13 protein-coding genes are annotated in these 21,510 nt (G+C 65.8%); 6 read left to right on the forward strand and 7 right to left on the reverse strand.

The genetic code is table 11. From position 1 onward, the window contains the following. Positions 1-170 precede the first annotated feature (170 nt). Both RND64_RS08035 and RND64_RS08040 read right to left on the reverse strand, forming a co-directional pair. On the reverse strand, positions 171-1,001 hold the full coding sequence (locus RND64_RS08035) for an SDR family NAD(P)-dependent oxidoreductase (RefSeq protein WP_049701011.1): 831 nt from the start codon (positions 999-1,001) through the stop codon (positions 171-173). A 61-nt stretch (positions 1,002-1,062) separates the two neighbouring features. Continuing rightward, positions 1,063-2,604 (reverse strand): flavin-containing monooxygenase, encoded by a 1,542-nt coding sequence (locus RND64_RS08040; protein ID WP_049701010.1) that lies wholly within the window; start codon positions 2,602-2,604, stop codon positions 1,063-1,065. A gap of 103 nt (positions 2,605-2,707) precedes the next feature. Between RND64_RS08040 and RND64_RS08045 the strand changes: the two genes are divergently transcribed. Then, positions 2,708-3,289, forward strand: a complete 582-nt coding sequence (locus tag RND64_RS08045) for a TetR/AcrR family transcriptional regulator (protein ID WP_005205773.1) — start codon at positions 2,708-2,710, stop codon at positions 3,287-3,289. A gap of 279 nt (positions 3,290-3,568) precedes the next feature. Here the strand turns inward: RND64_RS08045 and RND64_RS08050 are convergent, their stop codons facing one another. Continuing rightward, positions 3,569-4,441 carry a LysR family transcriptional regulator gene (locus tag RND64_RS08050; protein ID WP_049701004.1) on the reverse strand — a complete coding sequence of 291 codons (873 nt, stop codon included), beginning with the start codon at positions 4,439-4,441 and terminating at the stop codon, positions 3,569-3,571. Between the two features lie 112 nt (positions 4,442-4,553). Between RND64_RS08050 and RND64_RS08055 the strand changes: the two genes are divergently transcribed. Beyond that, positions 4,554-4,922, forward strand: a complete 369-nt coding sequence (locus tag RND64_RS08055; RefSeq protein WP_049701003.1) for a nuclear transport factor 2 family protein — start codon at positions 4,554-4,556, stop codon at positions 4,920-4,922. A 109-nt stretch (positions 4,923-5,031) separates the two neighbouring features. On the opposite strand, the gene RND64_RS08060 is transcribed toward RND64_RS08055, so the two are convergent. The 4 genes from RND64_RS08060 to RND64_RS08075 all read right to left on the reverse strand — a co-directional run bounded on the left by RND64_RS08060 (position 5,032) and on the right by RND64_RS08075 (position 14,914). Next, positions 5,032-8,910 carry a multifunctional oxoglutarate decarboxylase/oxoglutarate dehydrogenase thiamine pyrophosphate-binding subunit/dihydrolipoyllysine-residue succinyltransferase subunit gene (locus RND64_RS08060; protein WP_049701002.1) on the reverse strand — a complete coding sequence of 1,293 codons (3,879 nt, stop codon included), beginning with the start codon at positions 8,908-8,910 and terminating at the stop codon, positions 5,032-5,034. Positions 8,911-9,165: 255 nt separating this feature from the next. Next, on the reverse strand, positions 9,166-13,071 hold the full coding sequence (locus RND64_RS08065) for an ABC transporter ATP-binding protein (protein ID WP_442903966.1): 3,906 nt from the start codon (positions 13,069-13,071) through the stop codon (positions 9,166-9,168). Continuing rightward, complete coding sequence (locus RND64_RS08070; protein ID WP_049701001.1) at positions 13,068-13,808, reverse strand: hypothetical protein; 741 nt, start codon at positions 13,806-13,808, stop codon at positions 13,068-13,070. Before RND64_RS08070 ends, RND64_RS08065 begins: the two co-directional genes overlap by 4 nt. Then, on the reverse strand, positions 13,805-14,914 hold the full coding sequence (locus RND64_RS08075; RefSeq protein ID WP_049701000.1) for a glutathione S-transferase family protein: 1,110 nt from the start codon (positions 14,912-14,914) through the stop codon (positions 13,805-13,807). Before RND64_RS08075 ends, RND64_RS08070 begins: the two co-directional genes overlap by 4 nt. A gap of 97 nt (positions 14,915-15,011) precedes the next feature. Here RND64_RS08075 and RND64_RS08080 point away from each other — a divergent pair, with 97 nt between their 5' ends. The 4 genes from RND64_RS08080 to RND64_RS08095 all read left to right on the forward strand — a co-directional run bounded on the left by RND64_RS08080 (position 15,012) and on the right by RND64_RS08095 (position 21,488). Then, positions 15,012-15,701: a PadR family transcriptional regulator gene (locus RND64_RS08080; protein ID WP_083444493.1), complete on the forward strand. Its 690-nt coding sequence runs from the start codon at positions 15,012-15,014 to the stop codon at positions 15,699-15,701. Beyond that, positions 15,698-17,233: an MFS transporter gene (locus tag RND64_RS08085; RefSeq protein ID WP_049700998.1), complete on the forward strand. Its 1,536-nt coding sequence runs from the start codon at positions 15,698-15,700 to the stop codon at positions 17,231-17,233. Before RND64_RS08080 ends, RND64_RS08085 begins: the two co-directional genes overlap by 4 nt. A 65-nt stretch (positions 17,234-17,298) precedes the next feature. Beyond that, on the forward strand, positions 17,299-18,510 hold the full coding sequence (locus RND64_RS08090) for an exonuclease SbcCD subunit D (RefSeq protein ID WP_049701008.1): 1,212 nt from the start codon (positions 17,299-17,301) through the stop codon (positions 18,508-18,510). Continuing rightward, complete coding sequence (locus RND64_RS08095) at positions 18,507-21,488, forward strand: AAA family ATPase (RefSeq protein ID WP_049700997.1); 2,982 nt, start codon at positions 18,507-18,509, stop codon at positions 21,486-21,488. The genes RND64_RS08090 and RND64_RS08095 overlap by 4 nt, the downstream gene beginning before the upstream one ends. The last annotated feature ends 22 nt before the right edge of the window (positions 21,489-21,510 follow it).

The following is a 21,510-nucleotide window of genomic DNA, read 5'->3' on the forward strand; positions in this document are numbered from 1 at the left end:
CGTCATGTCGAATATGTGTTCTACATTACCCGGCAATACCGACAGCGTCGAGGAATTCTCGAACAATTTTTCGACCCTGTGGATACCGCCCAATAGGCGAGGAGGGCGTCGCTCAGTTCGTGCGGTCGACTACGTCGTCTATCGCACGAACTGAGCAACGACGACAGCGGTCAGCGGAACGAGGTGGTGACGCGCTTGGTCACGCCCGCCACGACGCCCTGGTACTTCGAGGCGACGAGACGCACCCAGACGTCGAGCACGATGGCGTCGGCGCCGATGAGGACGCGCGCCTTGTTCTTCTTCACGCCCTTGATGATGGTGTCGGCAGCCGACGATGCCGAGGTGCGCGCGAGGTACTTGTCGAAGAACTGGGCGAAGTTCGCCTGGTCGTAAACGTCGGCGACCGTGGCGTTGCGCGCGATCGCGGTCTTGATGCCACCGGGATGCACGCACGTGACGCGTACGGGGTGCTTGGCGATCAGCATCTCCTGGTTGAGCGATTCGGTGAATCCGCGGACCGCGAATTTCGCCGAGTTGTAGGCCGCCTGGCCCGGCTCGGACAGCAGGCCGAACAGCGACGACGTGTTGACGATGTGGCCGTCGCCCGACGCGATGATGTGTGGCAGGAAGGCCTTCGTTCCGTTCACGACGCCCCAGAAGTCGACATCCATGACTCGCTCGATGTCTTTGAACTCTGTGCGCTCGATCTCGCCGTGGTGCGCGATGCCCGCGTTGTTGAAGACGACGTTGACCTTGCCGTAGTTGGCCATGACCGTGTCGGCGTAATCGAGAACCGCCTCACGCTCTGCGACGTTGAGCAGTTGGGCGTGCACCGGTGCGCCGGTCTCGGCGACGAGCTTTTCCGTCGTCGCGAGACCGTCGGGGTTGACGTCGGAGATCGCCAGCTTGGCGCCCTGTTGGCCCAGCTTCACCGCCAGTTCGCGGCCCATGCCCGAGCCCGCACCGGTGACGACGACGACCTTGTCGCGAAAATTCTTCATGGTGTTCTCCTGTGTGTGTTGATGCGTGCGAGATCCGGCGTGCACGCGGATGAAGTCGAGATCAGGCGCGGGTGCTCGCGAGCACGGCCGGTGTGTCGGCCGCCGACGAATCGCGAGCTACGTCGTATGCAGCGACGTCGAACCGTCGGGTTTGCTTGCGGAAGTTGAATGTGAAGCCCGGCCACAGCGTGGTGATGTTGCCGTTGTCGTCGGCGTACCAGGAGGCGCAGCCGCCATTGACCCAGACGCTGTGACGCAGCGCGTGCTGAATACCGGTGTTGTACCCGCGCTGCGACTTCTCGTCGACGTCGACACGCGTGATCCCTTGTGTCCGAACGGTTTTGAGATAGTCGACGAGGTAGTTGAGTTGCGACTCGATCATGTACACCATCGAGGTGTGACCGAGGCCGGTCGCCGGCCCGACCATCAGCATCATGTTCGGGAAACCGTGGACGAATGACCCCTTGTAGCCCTGCATTCCGTTCGTCTCCCACGCCTGTGCGAGTGAGTGTCCCTCGGCGCCGACGATGCAGTCGAACACGGGCGAATCGGTGACGTGGAAGCCCGTCGCGACGATCAATACGTCGATCTCGCGTTCGGTGCCGTCGGCGGTCACGATGCCCGACGGTGTCACGCGTGCGATGGGGTCGGTGACGAGGTCGACGTTGGGTCGATCGAGTGCCGGGTACCAGGCGTTCGATCGCAGGATTCGCTTGCAGCCGACCTGGAAGCGGGGAGTGACCTTGTCGCGCAGCTTTCGGTCGCGGATTCCGCGTGCGATGTTGGCGCGGGCGACGATCTCGACGGGCTTGAGTGCCTTGCGCGAGTGGGTCAGGCCGAAGGCGATGAACTCGTTGAATGCGTACACCCCTGCGCGGCTGGCGCTCTGCACGATGGGTGCGTTCTTGAACAGCCAGTGCTCGACAGGAGTGTACGGCCGCTCGGTGCGGGGGACGATCCACGGCGCCGTGCGCTGGTACACGTCGAGATGCGCGACGCGCTTGGCCACCTCGGGGACGATCTGGATGGCCGACGCGCCGGTGCCGATCACGGCCACGCGCTTGCCCGAGAGCTCGACGTCGTCGTCCCAGCGCGCGGAGTGCATGACCGTGCCGCCGAACGATTCGATTCCGTCGATGTCGGGAAGGTTGGGTTCGCAGAGCGGCCCGACCGCGCCGATGAGGTGCTGTGCCCAGTACGTCGTCACGGCAGCGGTGGCCGGATCGGTTCCGGCGGGCACAGTGTCGATCAGCCAGCGCTGTTGCGACTCGCTCCACGCGGCGCGGGTGACCTCGACACCGAACCTGGCCTTGTCGCGCACGCCGAAACGATCCGCAACGTCGTTGATGTAGCGGTGGATCTCCGGCTGGTGGGAGTACGAGCGCGACCATCCGGGATTGGGGGCGAACGAGTACGAGTACAGGTTCGACGCGACGTCGCACGCGGCGCCCGGGTAGGTGTTGTCGCGCCAGGTGCCGCCGAAATCGGCTCCGCGATCGAGGATGACGTAGTCGGTGAAGCCGTTCTGGCTCATTTTGATCGCCGCGCCGAGGCCGGAGAATCCGGCGCCGACGATGGCAACCTCAACATTGTGCGTTGTCATGCTCATGACACTAGGAGCCTATTGAACATTAGTCAATAGGCTATTGAACACCGGTCAATAAGTCGCCTAGACTGTGTCTGTGACCCAGACGAAGCGCACGAGGATGAGCCCGGAGGCCCGACGCGACCAGCTCATCGCGCTCGGGCTGCAGATGGTGTCGGAGCGGCCTCTCGATGAGGTGTCCATCGACGCGATCGCCGAGGTCGCCGGTGTGTCCCGCGCACTGCTGTTTCACTACTTCGCATCGAAGCAGGAGTTTCACGTCGCCATCGCGAAGGCGCAGGGCGAGGAGATGTTGCGGCTGACAGCACCCGACGAGACCCTCGACGATCCGCTCGCCATCCTGTGGAGCTCGTTGTCAGCGTTCGTCGACTACGTCAGCGAGCATCGCAGCGCCTACACCGCATTCCTGCGCGGCGCGTCGAGCACCGACCCGGCGATGCGGGCCGTGATCGACGGCACCAGAGCGGTGATGGCCGAGCGCATCCTCGATCACGCACCTGCGCTCGGCGTCGAGGTCACCCCGGCGGTCCGACTCGCGACATTCGGGTGGATCGCCTTTGTCGAGGAGGTCACGATCGGCTGGCTCACCGATGGGGAGATCACCCGCGACCAGCTGCTTGCCGTGATCTCCTCGTCCCTGCCCGCCCTTGTCACGACCCTCACCGATCTTCCGGCGCACTGAACCAGGCGTATCAGGGACCCCAGAAACCCCAGTTGCCGCCGGTCGGGTCTCCTGGGAACGGTGGCCGTTGACTCGGATCCGAGAGCCCCTGTGCGCGTCGGAATTCACGAAACTCCCGAGCCTGCCTGCACGCCCGCCGGTACATCAGAGCCAAGGGCGTCAAGACGACGACGAGCACTGCTACGACTATCAGACCGGCCATGACTACTGATGATCCGCCGACGTCGGTGCAGGTGGAAGGCCTGCGTCGTGCGTTCGTCGTACGGGAATCCTCGGGGATCAGCCGGTTCGACGCCGCATCTCGCGGAGCAGGGCAGCGGTCGCCGGTGACGGGGGTTCGCGCCAGATTATGCCGAGCGTGGATCGCGCGGCAGGGTCGGTGATCGGCAGGCTGACGGTGTCTCGCCACGTGGCTGCGGTGCTCTCGCTGAGTACGGCGACGCCGAGCCCGCGCGTGGTCAGCATGTGCGCAAGTGACGGCGTTGCGACCTCCCAGCGCGGAACCCGAGCGCCTCGCTCACGTGCCAGCAGGGCGTCGAGTGCTGTGCGGGCGCCGGTGCCGCGGGTGAGCGAGATGAGGTCGGCACCGGCGATCTCCTCGGGTCCCACATCGGCACGCGTCGCCCACGGATGATCTCGCGCGACGACGGCGTGCAGCGCGTCGTCGACGATGACTGTGGTGTGCACGTGCTGGGGCGGCTCGCCCGACCACGCAGCTATCGCGACGTCGAGCTCGCCCGAGTGCACCCCGTCGATGAGCGTCGTCGAGATGGCTTCGCGGACCGAGATGTCGACCCCGGGGTGATCGTGGTGCATGCTCGCGATGGCGTCGAAGATGGGCTGCCAGGTGAGTCCGCTCACGGTGCCTACCCGCAGTGTCCCTGTGGTGAGGCCGCGCAGATCGTCGGCCAGAGCGACGACCGCGTCGACTCCCTCGACCGCCCCGCGTATGGCGGGCAGTACTCGCTCTCCTTCGCTCGTCAACGTCACGCGTCGTGTGGTGCGCTGCAGCAGTGCGATCCCCAGTTCGTTCTCGAGCTTGCGAATCTGAGTGCTCACACCCGACTGGCTGATGTGCAGAGTCGACGCCGCAGCGGTGAACGATCCGGTGTCGACGACCGCGAGGAGGTAGCGGAGCTGATGCAGTTCCATGACTCGCAATGATAAATGCTATAAGAAGTCGATGTTGGACAGATTAATTGCCGCCGAGCAGTCTGGAGTACGAACACCCACTGACCGATGCTTCGAAAGGGAGAAGAGATGACTGTGGACAACTGCGCAGGCCGATACGGCGGTCACCAGGGATGCGGCGACAACCTACTTCGACGCATGGCGCGCAGGCGATTTCGACCGGTTGCGTTCGGTTCTCGCCCCCGACGTCGACTTCGTCGGTGTGATGGGGACGGCTCGCGGAATCGACGAGTGCATTGCCGGTCTGCGCGGGATGTCGGAGCACCTGATGCGCGATCTCGTCTTGCACGCGCGTGTTGTGGACGGTGCCGATGCGATCACGTGGTTTGACCTGGTCACCGACAACGCATCACTACCGACGGCGAACTGGAGTCACGTCGAGAACGGCCTGATCACGCGGATTCGCGTGACATTCGATCCGCGTCCGCTCTCGGAGAGCTGACCGCTCAGTCCTTCCGCTGGGACTCATGTGAGTTTCCGACGTTGATCGACAAACGAGTGAGGGCCGCACCCGAAACAGGTGCGGCCCTCACTCGTTGCTATTCGACGCCTCAGGCAAACGCCTCGTCGAGGATCTCCTGCTGCTCGACGGCGTGCACCTTCGACGAGCCGGAGCTCGGTGCCGACATCGGGCGACGCGAGATGCGGCGCAGACCCTTGAGGAGGTTCGGCAGCATCTCGGGCAGCCACAGTCCGAGGAACGGCCACGGCCCCTGATTGGCGGGTTCGTCTTGCACCCACACGAAATCGTCGGCGTTCGGGTACTTCTCGAGCGTCTCCTGCAGACGACGATGCGGCACGGGGTAGAGCTGCTCGACGCGGACCACGGCGATGTCGTCGCGGCTTTCCTTGTCCCGACGGGCGGCGATCTCGTAGTAGATCTTGCCGCTCACCAGCAGAACGCGCTTGACCTTGCTGCGATCACCGCTGTCCTTCAGGAACTTCGGATCATCGATCACCGAGCGGAACTTGTCGTCGGTGAAGTCCTCCACGGGGCTGACCGCAGCCTTGTTGCGGAGCATCGACTTCGGCGTGAACACGATCAGCGGGCGGCTGATCCCGTCGAGCACGTGCCTACGCAGCAGGTGGAAGTAGCTCGCGGGCGTCGACGGCTGAGCGACCGTCATCGAACCCTCGGCGCACAACTGCAGGAACCGCTCGATACGTCCCGAGGTGTGGTCGGGACCCTGCCCCTCGTGGCCGTGCGGCAGCAGCAGCACGACGTCGGAGCGCTGACCCCACTTGGCCTCGCCGGAGCTGATGAACTCGTCGATCACCGACTGTGCGCCGTTGACGAAGTCGCCGAACTGCGCCTCCCACAGCACCAGTGCATCGGGGTTGCCCACCGAGTAGCCGTACTCGAAACCGACAACCGCGAACTCCGAGAGCGGCGAGTCGTAGACCATGAAGCGGCCTTCGGAATCGGCGTCGCCGTCGAGCGGTGCGAGGTGGTTCAGCGGCGTGTACTCGGAGCCGTTCTCCCGGTCGATGAGGACCGAGTGACGCTGGCTGAACGTGCCGCGTCGCGAATCCTGGCCGGACAGGCGGACGGTACGTCCCTCGAGCACGAGCGAACCGAAAGCCAGCAACTCGGCGAACGCCCAGTCGACGTGGCCGTCGCGGCTCATCTCGTGACGACGCTTGAGCACCGGCTTGACACGCGGGTGCGGCGTGAAGCCGTCCGGTGTGTCGTAGAACGCATCGCCGATGCGCTCGAGAACCGTCTTGTCGACGGCGGTGACGAGTTTCTGCGGCAGAGGCTGATCGTCCTCGACGGACTCACTGGGCTCGGGAGTGAACTTCTCGAGTTCCTTGACCTCGTTGAAGACACGTTCGAGCTGACCCTGGTAGTCGCGAAGGGCGTCCTCGGCCTCCTTGGTCGAGATGTCGCCACGACCGATCAGAGCCTCGGTGTAGGACTTACGCACACCACGCTTGGTGTCGATGACGTCGTACATCGCGGGCTGGGTCATCGACGGGTCGTCGCCCTCGTTGTGTCCGCGACGGCGGAAGCAGACGAGGTCGATGACGACATCCTTGTGGAAGATCTCGCGGTAGTCGACGGCCAGCTTGGCCACCCACACGCACGCCTCGGGGTCGTCGCCGTTGACGTGGAAGATCGGGGCACCGATCATCTTCGCGACGTCGGTGCAGTACTCGCTCGACCGCGAGTGCTCCGGCGCCGTGGTGAAGCCGACCTGGTTGTTGACCACGATGTGCACGGTGCCGCCGGTGCGGTAACCCGGAAGCATCGCGAGGTTCAGCGTCTCGGGGACGACTCCCTGGCCTGCGAATGCGGCGTCGCCGTGCAGCATGAGCGGCAGGATGGAGAACTCGCGTTCCTCAGGTAGAAGATCCTGCTTCGCGCGGACGAGGCCCTCCAACACCGGGTCGACGGCCTCGAGGTGGCTCGGGTTGGCGGTGAGCGAGACGTTGATCTCGTTCTCGCCGAACATCTGGTAGTACTTGCCCTCGGCGCCGAGGTGGTACTTCACGTCGCCGGAACCGTGGGCCTGTGACGGATTCAGATTGCCCTCGAACTCGGTGAAGATCTTCGAGTAGGGCTTGCCGACGATGTTGGCCAACACGTTGAGGCGGCCGCGGTGCGGCATTCCGATGACGACCTCGTCGAGCGAGTACTCGGCGCTCTGGTCGATCACGGCATCCATCATCGGGATGACAGATTCCGCACCCTCGAGCGAGAAACGCTTCTGCCCAACGTATTTCGTCTGCAGGAAGGTCTCGAATGCCTCGGCGGCGTTGAGCTTGGAGAGGATGTACTTCTGCTCGGCGACCGGCGGCTTGACGTGCTTGATCTCCACGCGTTCCTGAACCCAGCGCTGCTGCTCGGGCTCGAGGATGTGGGTGTACTCGACGCCGACGTGGCGGCAGTACGCATCGCGCAGAATCGACAGGACGTCGCGCAGCTTCATCGTGTCCTGGCCGTGGAAGCCACCGACCTTGAAGGTGCGGTCGAGGTCCCACAGCGTCAGGCCGTAGGTCAGGATGTCGAGATCCGGATGCGACGTCCGCGCATAGCTGTCCATCATGAGCGGATCGGTGTCGGCCATCAGATGGCCACGGTTGCGGTAGGCCGCGATCAGCTCGAGCACCCGGGCGTTCTTGTCGACGACTCCCGCAGGGATGTCGCGACGCCAGCGGATCGGCTCGTAGGGGATGTGGAACGCCGTGAACAACTCGTCGTAGAACGCGTCGTCGAGCAGCAGTTCATGGATCTTGCGCAGGAAGTCGCCCGATTCGGCGCCCTGGATGATCCGGTGATCGTAGGTGGAGGTCAGCGTCATCAGCTTGCCGACGCCGAGCTCGGCGATCTGCTCGTCGCTCGCACCCTGGAACTCTGCCGGGTACTCCATCGCTCCGGCGCCGACGATCGCACCCTGGTTCTTCATCAAGCGCGGCACGGAGTGCACGGTGCCGATGGTGCCCGGGTTGGTCAGCGAGATGGTCACGCCCGCAAAGTCTTCCGCGGTGAGCTTGCCGTCACGGGCACGGCGCACGATGTCCTGGTACGCGGCGTAGAACTCGGCGAAACCCATGGTCTCGCAGTTCTTGATGGCGGCGACGACGAGCGAGCGGTTGCCGTCCTTGCCGACGAGGTCGATCGCCAGTCCGAGGTTGGTGTGCGCAGGGGTGACCACATTCGGCTTGCCGTCGATCTCGGCGAAGTGGCGGTTCATGTTCGGGAACGCCTTGATCGCCTGGACGATCGCGTAGCCGAGGATGTGGGTGAAGCTGATCTTGCCGCCGCGGGTGCGGGCCAGATGATTGTTGACGACGATGCGGTTGTCGATCATCAGCTTGGCCGGGATCGCACGAACCGAGGTCGCGGTCGGGATCTGCAGCGACGCCGTCATGTTCTTGGCGACTGCGGCCGACGCGCCGCGAAGCACCTTCTCGGTGTCCTCGGCGGGTGCTGCGTCGGCGGTTGCCGACGCGGCCTTGGCCGACGCGGGCACCTTCTGCGATCGCGACGATCCGTCGCGGCTCGCGACGCTGTGACCCGACGCGGCCTTGGTGGCGGTCGATTCACGGGCGTGGGAGTTGGTGGTGGCCGGACGCGGGGTCGGCTCCTGGTCGAGAGTGACCTGTCGAGGTGCGGGCTTGCCGTTGGACGAGGCGCTGCCATTGCTGCTCGCCGGTGCGGGCTTCTTCGGGGCTGCAGTGTTCGACGCACCGTTGCTGTGTGCGGTACCCGACCCGTTGCCCGACGCCGTGTTCTTCGCGGGCGCTGTCGTGGTCGATGCGGTCTTGGTGGTCGCCGCGGTTGTGGACTTGGCCGCAGACGATGCCCCCGCAGATGAAGCTGAGGTGCCGTTGGACGAGCCGTCGTCGCCGGGCTTGTAGTCCTTCAGCAGATCGTGCCAACTCGGGTCGACCGAGTTCGGGTCTTTTTTGAATTGCTGGTACATTTCGTCGACCAGCCACGTGTTTTGTCCGAAATCTGATATCGAACTGCTCACAGCGGTATCTCGCCTCAATTCCCTCTGGTGTCGGGTCGCTCGCTCGCGTCGTGGAGTCCCTTGTGGAGACCGAGTCCCTTGTGAAGACTACGACGCACCACCTGCTCATGCTACGCGCGCGACGTTGCGCCCCGTGTACCGACCGCGCCGACGTCACACCCCGTTGCGGCCCCGACCCGCAACCCTGGTGAGCAACGTCGATCGTCAGACGCGATCGTCGCCGTGAGCAGGCTCGATACCGTCGACGTCCGGATCGACACCTGCATCCCAGAACGCGCGGTACCTTCCACCCAACGACAGCAACTCGTCGTGTGTTCCCAACTCGACGACCCGCCCGTTGTCGACGACGGCGATCCGATCGGCGCGCGCCGCGGTCGCGAGACGGTGGGCGACGATCACCGAGGTGCGTCGACGTGTGACGGTTTCGCCCGCCGCGAGGACCAGCGCTTCGGTCGCTTGGTCGAGGGTCGCGGTCGCTTCGTCGAGAAGCAGGAGGTCGGGGTCGACCAGTTCGGCCCGCGCGAGCGCGATGAGCTGACGTTGGCCCGACGACAATCCGCCGCCGCGTTCGCCGACCTGGTGGCGCATCCCGCCGTCGAGTCCGGCGATGACATCGGTGGCGCCGACGGCGAGTGCAGCGGCCGTGATCTGTGTCCGGTCGGCGTCGGGTCGGCCGTAGGCGATGTTCTCGGCGACGCTCCCGGTGAACAGGTGTGGTTCCTGGGGTACGAGGCCGATCCGATGTCGGTAGTCGAGCAGTCCGAAGTCGCGGATGTCGGTCCCATCGATGCGGACCTCGCCGCTGGTGGGGTCGTAGAAGCGGGCGAGCAGTTTGACGACCGTCGATTTGCCCGCCCCCGTGCGTCCCACGAGCGCCAGCGATGAGCCTGCCGGGATGGTCAGTTCGACGTCGCGCAGGGCGTCGGCATGAGCGCCGGTGTACCGGAACCCGACGTCGTCGAGTTCGATGTCGCCGTCGAAACCGTTGGCGGGAACCGGTATTCGATCCTCGCGTGATTCGAGGGAGCTGCGTGTGCGGAGGAGGTCCGCGATGCGTCGAAGCCCCACGACTGCCTGCTGATAGCCGTCGAAGACCTGCGAGAGCTGCTGCACCGGACCGAAGAGCAATGCGAGATAGAGAATGAAGGCGACGAGTGTGCCCGCCTGCATCGTTCCGGCCGAGATGCGATGTGCGCCGACGGCGATCGCCACGGCCGCCGCGACGTCGGACATCAGCGTGATGAACGGGAAGTACACGGAGATGGCCCGTTGTGAACGCATTCGTGCGCGCACCCATTCGACGGTGCGATCGGTGAAGCGGGTCATGGCGATGTCGCTGTTGCGGTAGGTCTGTGTGGTTCTGATCCCCGCGATGTTCTCTTGGAAGTCGGCGTTGACCACGCTCACCAGTTCCCGCGAGCGCGTGTACGCCTCCGCGGCAACCCGTCGGAACGCGATGGTCGCGGCGATCATGATCGGAAAGACGGGCAGGATGATCAGTCCGAGTTCGATATCGGTGAGCAGTAGTGCGACGGTGACTCCGACGAGTGTCAGCACGGCGACGATCGCCGAGGTCAGGCCCGTCTGCAGGAACGTCGACAACGCGTCGACGTCGGTGGTCATCCGCGTCATGATGCGGCCGGACAGTTCGCGCTCGTAGTAGTCGAGACCCAGTCGCTGCAGGTGCGCGTAGCTGCGCACCCGGAGGCCGAACAGGACGCGCTCGCCTGCGCGTGTCGATGTCAACGTCATCGCGGCGCCGACGATCCAGCCGAGCGCGACCAGTCCCACACCGAAGGCCGCGACCTCCCATAAGCGCGCTTCGTCTGCGCGGCCCGCAGCGTCGAGGACCGCGCGGGCCAACGACGGAAAGGCGAGTCCGATGAGCGTGTCCAGCGAGATGCAGACAATCGCGGTGATCAGCAGGAGGCGCACCGGCGAGAGGATGCCCCAGAGGCTGAACTCTCGGTTCTCGCGACGCACCGACGCGGTGTCGACCCGGGGATCCTCATCGGCGGGTGGCAGGGCGTCGACGGCCCGGAGCAACGCGGGCGTCGCCTGCATCGAACCGAGTGCGCTCGCCACGCCGCCCCCGCGACCACTCGGTCCGCGACCGGGTGGCGCGGCGATGCGCGACATCGTCGACGCCGCGCTGTCGTCTGCGGGCGGCGCTCCCGGATCGACGGGCGGCCACAGCCGGGTCATGAGTGAGTCATCCACCACCGCAGGTGCCGCCACCCGAGGAGCAGTGTCGTGCAGCGCGGCCCGCGCAGTGGGCGCCTCGGGGACCACGCCGGTCATCAGAGCTCGGAAGCGCGGACTGCGGGCATCGAGTTCGGCGACGGTACCGATGTCGGTGATCCGCCCGTCGTCGAGCACGGCCACACGGTCGGCCAGCATCAGCGTCGACCGTCGATGCGCGAGGACGAGCATCGTCGGCCGTGTATCGCCGCCGCTGCGCAGGTCACGCAGGATGCGCGATTCGGTTGCGGCGTCGACGGCAGATGTCGCGTCGTCGAGAACGAGCACACGCGGGTCGGCATACAGTGCGCGGGCGAGCGCGATGCGTTGTCGTTGGCCGCCCGAGAGGGTCAGGCCCCGCTCGCCGACGATGGTGTCGAATCCGTCGGGCAGTGCCGAGATGAACTCGAGCGCGTCGGCGCGGGCCGCGGCGTCGACCAGGCGTGGATGTGGCGAGCCGTCCGGCAGTGTGCGTGCATCCGCGGGAACGCCGAGTGCGATGTTGGCGGCGATGGTGTCGGAGTAGAGGAACGGTTCGTCGAAGACGACGGCGACCGCGGAATGCAGACTGTCGGGGGAGAGCGTGGCGACATCGTGGGAGCCATCGGTCGAGACCAGTGACACCGTGCCGGCGGTCGGGGAGAGGTAGCGGCTGGTCAGTTCCGCGATGGTCGACTTCCCGGAGCCGGGTGGTCCGACGATCGCGACGCACTCGCCGGGAGCGATGTCGAGGTCGATCTCGTGCAGGACGGCTTTGTCGCCGAACGCGAATTCGACGTCGTCGAAGCGAAGTCCGAGAGCGCCGTCGGGCAGTGTGCCGGTCTGTCGGTCGCCGGGGTCGGTGGGTTCGTCGATGACGTCGTAGACACGGTCGACGGCCGCGCGGGCCAACTGGCCACTGACCACGACGTTGGTCAGCAGGCGTGCCAGTGACGTCATCGTGGCGACGTAGGTCGCGAATGCGAGGAAGGTGCCCGCGGTGATGGTGCCGCGCAACGTCAGCCACCCGCCGAGAGCGATGACCGCGACCATGCCCAACTGGGGTATTGCCGCCATCGTCGGGGCAAACCGCGCGTTGATCTTGGCCGCGCGCAGGCGTTTTGAATAGAGGTCGCGCGCGAGGCCGACGAGTTCGTCGACGGCTCGCGACTCCTGACCGAATCCCTTGACCACCCGCACGCCGGTCACGGTCTCCTCGACGTGCTGTGCGACGTTGGCCGCAGATTGCTGCGCCGACCAGGTGGCGGCGAAAAGCTTTCTGCGCGTAGTGAAGACGACGATGCCGACGACGGGGATGATGCTCAACGCGACGACCGTCAGCAGCGGCGACAGATAGGCCATGATCCCGATCGCGATCACCACCTGGACCGCGGCACCCGCCGACAACGGGACCACGGCCAGCAGTCCCTGCACGATCTGCAGGTCCGAAATCGACCGCGAGACAACCTGTCCCGTGCTGATGCGTGACTGAGCGGCGCCGTCGAGATGCAGCAGCGTGTGCATCAGGCGCAGCCGCAACGCATTCTGCACGCTGATCGACAGTTGTCCCGCGGTGAGCCTGCGCCCGAACTGACAGGCGTAACGCACGACCGCCAACACGAGCAGCGCCGCGACGATCACCGAGATTGTCGCGCCGCCGCGTTGCGCTCCGGTCGCGTGATCAATCGCAGCCTTGGCCAGCAGGGGCGCGACGAGGTCGACGGCAACGGCAACCAGGGTCACCGCAAGAGTGACGACCACCAATCTGCGATGTCGCCAGCATTCAGTGGAGAGTCGACGAATCCAGCCGGTGTGCTGCGCGGGAGTCGGATTGTTGGTGGGTGGGGCATCTCGGATCGGGGCCGGGCTGTCCGTGAGGGAGCCGGTCACCGATCCCCGGCGGGCAGGCCGGGTTCGGTGACGACGCTCCCGTCGACGACATCGCCATGCCACGACTTCGGCGCCGGACCGAACGCCTCGCGTGCGTTGAGGACGACGCGACGTCCGAGTGCGCGGTTTCCGGCACCGCCGACAACGGCTCCGATACCTGCAGGCATCAGCTTCCCGAAGATGAGCGGCGCGCGCTTGATCGCATACTTCTTGACGATCTTGTTCATCAAAGTGGTGTTCAGTTTCCCGAGGCCACCACCGGGGATGGCTGCGGTTCCGAGTCGACGCAGTGCGCCACCTCGGGTGCCGATGAGGCGGCCGAGCGCTGCGACGCCCTCCTCACCGAGAGCCACCGCCAGGACGAGCGTCTTTCGTCGTTCGGACTGCTCGACGCCGATGCCGTGTACCTCGGCGACGGCGAGTGCAAACAACGCCGAGGCTTCGAGGAACAGGGCGGTCTCGCCCGTCATCGCGGTCAGCGCCGTCATGGTGCCGACCCCGGGGATCGCCGCGGTCGCGCCGACCGCGCTACCCGTTCCCATGACGGTCCGCAGGAACTGCTTCTCCAGCCTCCGGATGATCTGCTCCGGCGACTCGTCTGGATGCGCCTTACGCAGCGCGTCCACGTACTTCTTGACCGCCGGAGCCTGGAGGCGCTGGGCCTTGTCCAGCAGGCCCCCGGTCACCTCGACCGCCTTCGCGGGAGGTTTCTGTTCGGTTCGTTTGGCTTCGGTCATGGCAGTGGTACCCAATCCTGTGCTGGCACGACCTCATTCGGCCGCGGCGGGGGTGGTGGCGTTCCATCTCCGAAGGGGCTGCCCCCGAGCTCGTCGCGATGGTGAGGAGTGAGCCAATTCCTCAGGTCCGGGCCGTCGGGCACGATCCCGGTGGGATTGATGTCGCGGTGGACCAGGTAGTAGTGCTGCTTGATCTGTGTGAAGTCGACGGTGTCGCCGAAACCCGGAGTCTGGAAGAGGTCGCGCGCGTACGCCCACAGCACCGGCATCTCCGACAGTTTGCTCCGATTGCACTTGAAATGCCCGTGATAGACCGGATCGAATCGCGCAAGCGTCGTGAACAACCGGACGTCTGCCTCGGTGATGGTGTCGCCCACCAGGTAGCGCTGCGATGCCAGGCGTTCGGTCAGTTCGTCGAGTTTGGTGAAGAGCCTGTCGTATGCCTTGTCGTACGCGTCCTGACTGCCGGCGAATCCGCAGCGGTACACGCCGTTGTTGACCTCGGTGTAGACACCCTTGCTGACGGATTCGATCTCGTCGCGTAGGTGCTCGGGGTAGAGGTCGGGTGCCCCCTCGCGGTGATAGTCGGACCACTCGACCTCGAAGTCGACGGTGATCTGCTTGAAGTCGTTGGTCACGACCTCACCGCTGGGGACGTCGACGATCGCCGGTACGGTGATGCCCTTCGGATAACCGGGGAACCGCTTCTCGTACGCGTCTTTGAGACGTGGAATCTTCAGGACGGGGTCGACGCCGCCGGGGTCGAGGTCGAACGTCCACGAGTCCTTGTCATGGGTGGGACCGCACAGTCCCAACGAGATCGCATCCTCGAGACCGAGGAGTCGCCGAACGATCAGCGTGCGGTTGGCCCACGGGCACGCGCGCGCCGCAACAAGTCGATACCGACCTGCCTCGACCGGATAGCCGTCGCGACCATCGCGCGTGATGCGGGTCTCGATGTACTGCGTATCGCGGACGAACTCCTGTCCGCTGGTGACATAGGACGCCTGCGTGCCTGACTGGGCTTGTTTGCCTGACGGGGCTTGTGTGCCTGACTGGGCTTGTGTGCCTGACTCGGCTTGTGTGCCTGACTGGGCGGGACTCATGACTCCACAGTAGTGATCGCCACCGACGGTTGGCACCCGTTATTCGGCGCGGTATATTCCACCCGGAATATTTGGCAGCGAGAAAGGGGGCCACGCCGTGACTGTTACGCGACCGTTGGCTCCGCAGGCGATCCTGGTGCTCGGCCTGGTTGCCGAACGGCCGATGCACCCGTACGAGATGTTCCAGACCACGATCGAGCGCGAAGAAGACCGCCTCACCAAGATTCGTCCCGGCACGCTCTATCACACGGTCGACCGCCTGGCCGCCGACGGACTCATCGAGGTCGTCGAGGTCCGTCAGGAGGGCAACCGACCGCAGCGGACCGTTTACGCGATCACCGAAGCGGGTAGGGCCGCGCTCGCTGCGAGCCTCGAGGCGATTCTCGAACGTCACCCCGTCGAATATCCCGAGCTCTACCTCGCTCTGTCCGAAGCGCATTCGTTGCCGCGACAGCGGGTCGTCGAACTGCTCGAACGACGTATCGATGCGATGCGCGCCGATCGTGAACGGGTCGAGGTGGCGGCAGAAGCAGCGCATGCACGCGGAGCGGTCGAGATGTTCTATCTCGACGTCGGGTGCCGCCTGGCAACTCTGCAAACGCAGATCGATTGGCTTGTCGATCTCGTCGGGCGTCTGCGTCACAACGACATCGAGTGGATCGACGACCCCGGCTCGACGTGGCGCACGAAGCACACCACCACGCCGGCACCGCCTCAATCCTCCCCAGCACAGAACTCGTCCCCAGCACAGGATTCGTCCACACCTCAGAAAGTGCAGAACTCATGACCGCTCCGGCATTCAAGTCGGTGACCAACCGACCGTGGCTTTCGCTCATGTCCCTGTGCGTCGGCTTCTTCATGATCCTCGTCGACATGACGATCGTCGCCGTCGCACAGCCGCAGATCCGTGCGGCGCTCGATACCGACGTCAACGGCATCGTCTGGGTGACCAGCGCGTATCTGTTGACGTACGCTGTGCCGCTGCTGATCACGGGCAGGCTGGGCGACAAGTACGGACCCAAGACCGTCTACCAGGTGGGCCTTGTGGTGTTCACCGCCGCGAGCGTCTGGTGCGGGTTCTCCGGCTCGATCGGCGAACTGATCGCAGCGCGCGGACTGCAGGGCGTCGGAGCTGCGTTGATCACGCCGCAGACGATGGCCATGATCACGCGCATCTTCCCGCCCGAAAAGCGTGGTGCCGCAATGGGTGTCTGGGGCACCGTCGCCGGTGTGGCAACGCTGGTCGGCCCGCTGCTCGGCGGCGTGCTGACCGACAACCTCGGCTGGGAGTGGATCTTCTTCGTCAACCTCCCCGTCGGCATCGTCGGTCTGATCCTCGCGGCCGTGCTCGTCCCCGAGGTCGAGAAGCACGACCACTCCTTCGACTGGGTCGGAGTCGTACTGTCGGCAATCGGTCTGTCCGCCTTGGTGTTCGGTATCCAAGACGGTGAGAAGTACGACTGGGCGCCGTGGATCTGGGCACTCATCATCGTGGGCGTCGTCGTGTTCGCGCTCTTCATCTTCTGGGAGTCGCGGGTCAAGACCGAACCGCTCGTTCCGCTCTCGTTGTTCCGTCAGCGCAATTTCTCGTTGTCCAACATCGGTATCGCCTCGATGGGCTTCGCGATCTCCGGTCAGATGATTCCGGCCATGTTCTTCCTGCAGCTCGTCGGTGGCATGACGCCGACGCAATCGGCGTTGGTCATGGTGCCGATGGCGATCTTTACCGGAATCCTCGCACCGATCGTCGGGCGAGTTCTCGACCGCGTGCATCCCAGCCTCATCATCTCCACGGGTCTGTTCCTGGCATCGATCTCGCTGTTCTGGATGGGAAGCATCGCGCGGTCGGCGACCCCTGTGTGGCAACTGATCCTGCCGCTGGCGCTGATGGGCATCGCGTCTGCGGGTATCTGGGCGCCGCTCGCGGCGACAGCAACTCGCGACCTTCCCTGGTACCAGGCTGGTGCGGGAGCCGGCGTCTACAACACCACGCGAATGATCGGCTCGGTGATCGGCGCGGCCGCTGTCGGCGCACTGATGCAGACGAGACTGGCCGCGAATCTGCCCGGCATGGACACCGCGTCGAACAACGACAGCGCCAAGCAGTTGCCGATCGAGGTCTTCGGTCACCCTGTCCGTGAGCCGTTCGCACTCGCGATGGGACAAACGCTCTATCTGCCCGCGGCGGCATTGCTGATCGGCGTCGTCGCAACGCTGTTCCTCAAGCGGCCGGCGACGCAGCGTTCGTATCCGCCTGCGGCAGAAGCCAAGGCCGCAGCGGCCGCCGAAGGTGCGGTGGAAGAGGCCGGGGCAGCGTGACGGCATCCGGGGCGGGCTGACGCGCCTCCCCGGATCTGTCGGTGGCAGATCGTACGGTGTTTCCCATGCGAATCCTGCACACCTCCGACTGGCATATCGGCCGAACCTTCCACGGCGCCGACCTGCTCGATGACCAGCGCGCGTCGCTGCGTCACCTCGCAGACGTCGTCGCCGCGGAATCGGTCGACGTCGTCGTGGTCGCGGGTGACGTGTTCGACAGGTCGGTGCCCTCGGCCGACGCCGTCCGTGTCTACGACGACGGCCTTGCCGCGATCGCTGCAGCCGGTGCCGCGATCGTCGTGACCTCCGGCAATCATGATTCGCCGACGCGACTGGGTGTCGGATCGAGCTTCGCCGCGGCCGGTGGTCTGCATCTGCGCACCTCGGTGGCGTCGATCGCCGACCCCATCGTCTTCTCCGACGAACACGGAGACGTGGCGATCTACGGAATCCCATACCTCGAACCCGAGGTCACGCGAACCGAACTCGGCGTCGACGACGCGCGCGGACACTCCGACGTGCTCACTGCGGCCATGGAACGCATCCGTGCCGATCTCGCCCCACGCGATGCGCGTTCGGTGGTCATCGCGCACGCGTTCGTCGTCGGTGGCCTCGCTACCGGATCCGAACGTTCGATCAGTGTTGGGGGAGTAGAAACCGTTGCAGCCGAGGTGTTCTCGGGGGTCGACTACGTCGCACTCGGCCACCTGCACTCGCCGCAGGAACTCACGCCGACAGTCCGCTACAGCGGGTCGCCCATCCCGTACTCGTTCGGTGAGAACACACACCACAAAGCCGTGTGGCTCGTCGACCTCGACGCCGACGGTGTATCCGACGTCCGTCGCCACGATCTGCCGATCGTGCGCGGTCTCACTTCGCTGCGGGGCACGCTCGACGAGTTGCTGACCGACGAGTCGCTATCGATTGCCGAAGACCACTACGTCGAAGCGACGCTCACCGATGCGGTCCGCCCGGTCGACGCGATGCGTGCTCTGCGACAACGGTTTCCGCATGCCGTGCACGTGCAGTGGCAGCGTCCCGACGCCGAGAACAGCGTCGACTACCGCTCTCGGGTGCGCGGTCGCAGCGATGCGGAGATCATCACATCCTTCGTCACCGATGTACGCGACAAGCCGACCACCCGTGAGCGGGCGCTTGTGGAAAGCGCGCTACGCGCTGTCGTCGGCGAGCCGGAGCAGGTAGCATCCTGCGAGCCGTTGGCGCTCTTCGAGATCGACGCGCCGGCAGACGGCCACCGGGTGGCAGAGTCGGCATGAGACTTCATCGGTTGCGCATGAGCGCGTTCGGGCCGTTCGCCGACGATACGGCCATCGACTTCGACGCGCTCGGAGCCGACGGCCTGTTCCTGCTGCACGGACAGACGGGTGCGGGCAAGACGACGGTGCTCGACGCCGTCGCGTTCGCGCTCTTCGGCCGGGTGCCCGGCGCCCGGAACGAGGCCAAACGTCTGCATTCCGATCATGCTCCGGCAGAACAGGTTCCGCAGGTCGAGGTCGAAGCGACGATCAACGGCCGCCGTTTCCGCATCGTCCGTTCGCCCGAGTATCAGCGCCCCAAGAAGCGGGGGACGGGGACAACAAAGGTCCAGGCGAAGGCGACGCTCGAGTGGGTCGACGGGTCGGGGGTGGCACTCACCCGATTGCCCGAGATCGGCGAGACCGTGAGCGAACTCCTCGGCATGAGTGCCGAGCAGTTCTTCCAGGTCGTGCTTCTCCCGCAGGGCGACTTCTCGCGGTTTTTGCGCGCACCCAACGAAGAGCGAGAAGCGTTGTTGGAGAGACTTTTCGACACCGAGCGATTCGGCGACGTCGAGGAGTGGCTGCGCGAGCGCGCGCGAGAGAGTGCAGCGGCGCTCGACGCAAAGGCGGCGTCGATCGACCGCGTCGCCGCACAGATCGGGGCCCTGGCCGACGTCGAGGCACCCATTGAGCCCGACATGGCCTGGGCGCAGAAATGCCTCGACGACGCCCGCGAGGCAGAACGCCGCGACGCCACGGCGTTGGCGGAGGCGCGCGACGTACTCGACGCCGCGCAGCAGTCATACGACCGCGGCAGAAAGATGATGCACGACAGGCAGCGTGGACTCGCCGCGCGGTCACGCATCGAACAACTCGACGCCGCCGAGCCCGAACTCGATGTCGCAGAGAAGGCACTCGCCGCTGCGCGTCGCGCGGCGCCCGTGGTCCCCGTGCTCGCCGATCACGAGCAGGCGATCGCCAACGCCCGTGCTGCCGATGCACTCCGTGCGGCAGCGGAATCGGCCGTGTCCGAGCATGCGGTGTCCGAAGAGGTGGAGGCGGCGTGGGCGCGCGAGTGCGACGACACCGAGTTGACCCGCGCGATCGACACCTGGGCGGCGGAGTCGGGTCGGCTCGAACCGCTGGTGCGCAGGGCACTCGAACGTCCCACGCTGATCGCTGCGATCGGCGCAGCTGAGGCCGAGGTCTCGGCTGCCGCCACCCGCACCGTCGAACTCGACGACGCGCTCGCGGCGCTGCCGGAGCAACGGACCGCAGCTATCGCTGCCCTGCACGATGCTCATGAGCAGCGTGCCCGGGTCGAGACGCTGCGCAATCAGCAGGCACAGCAGACGTCGATTCTCGGGGCCATCGATGAGCGCGACAACCTCGAGGTTGTCCTCAGTCGTGCCGAGCGCGCTGTCGCCGACGCACACTCGGCGCACAATGACGCACGGACCAGACTGCTCGACCTTCGCGAACGTCGCCTTGCCGGGATGGCGGCCGAACTCGCGTCCCAACTCGTCGACGGCGAGCCGTGCACCGTCTGCGGCTCGCGCGAGCACCCCGCACCCACGACGACCGATCCGGGCGATCATGTGGGCGACGCCGACGAGGCGGCGGCTGCTGACATCGAACACCGCGCCTCCGCCGAGCTGACGAGTGCGCGCTCGTCGCTGGACACCTATCGCGAGCGAAAAGCCAATCTGGACAAGCTGATCGGTGATGCGGAGCGCGAATCCGTACGCTCCGATCGCGACGATACGGTCAAGCGCCTCACGCAGGCCGAACACGCTGCGGCGTCGGTCGACAAGCTGCAGCGCGTCGTCGACGAATTGGACGGGCGGACCAGAGCATGGCAGGCCGAACGATCGCAGATTCAGGCGCGGCGGGCTGCGGCGTCCGTGCGTCTGGACTCCCTGCGTGGCGAACTCGAGTCGCTCGACGCGGAGGTCTCGACGGCAACCGGAGGCCGGGGCGATGTCAGCGGCCGCCGGGCCGAACTGGCCGAACTGTGTCGCTGCGCGACGGCTTTGCGGGATGCGCGTGCGGAGGTGCGCCGTGCCGGAGAGTGGGTGACACAGGCGGCGAGGCGCGCCGCGTCCGCGTGCGACGAAGCGCAGTTCGCCGACGAGAGCGCGGTGCGAGCGGCGATGGCGACGGACGAGCAGATGGGAGTCTGGGAGTCGTCGCTGCGCAAGGCGCACGGCCTGAGAGTCGAGGCGCAGGGCACGCTCGACGACGACGACGTGCGTTCGGCGCTGGCGGCCGAGCCCGTCGATCTGGCCCACCTCGAGACCACGCTCGAGGCGGTGCGTGCCCGCTGCGACGCCGCGTCCGGCGCTGCGGCCGTCTCCGCGCGGCGAGCGACCAGCCTGGCCGATCACGTCACCCTCTACTGGGAGGCGCTGACCGATTTCGAGCCGATTCGTCTGCGGCAGAAGGAGATTCACGATCTCGCCGAATTGGTGAGTGGACGAGGGCAGAACGCGAAGCGAATGACACTGCGCTCGTACGTCCTCGCGGCACGCCTCGAAGAAGTCTTGGTCGCGGCGTCGGATCGACTTCGGCAGATGTCCTCTGGCCGTTACGAATTCGCACACTCCGATGCCGGAGGGCCGCGGGGGCGTCGTGGCGGTCTCGGTATCGAGGTGCGCGACGAGTACACGGGTGTCACGCGTGCGGCGACAACCCTCTCGGGTGGCGAGACGTTCTTCGCGTCCCTGGCGCTGGCACTCGGACTCGCCGACGTCGTGTCGAGCGAAGCGGGCGGCCGTGTGCTCGACACGATGTTCATCGACGAGGGGTTCGGCACCCTCGACCCGGAGTCCCTCGACCTGGTGATGGGCGTGCTCGACGAATTGCGTTCGGGCGGCAGAGTTGTTGGCGTGGTCAGCCACGTCGACGAACTGCGTGCCCGTATTCCGTCGCAGTTGCACGTGCTGCGCGGCGAATCCGGCTCCAGGGTCACCGTCCGGACACTGGCCGCCCCGTAAATGTGTGTCGTATCGAAGGATG

This window comes from Gordonia sp. w5E2 (genome assembly GCF_036540975.1).
Taxonomy (GTDB): domain Bacteria; phylum Actinomycetota; class Actinomycetes; order Mycobacteriales; family Mycobacteriaceae; genus Gordonia; species Gordonia jacobaea.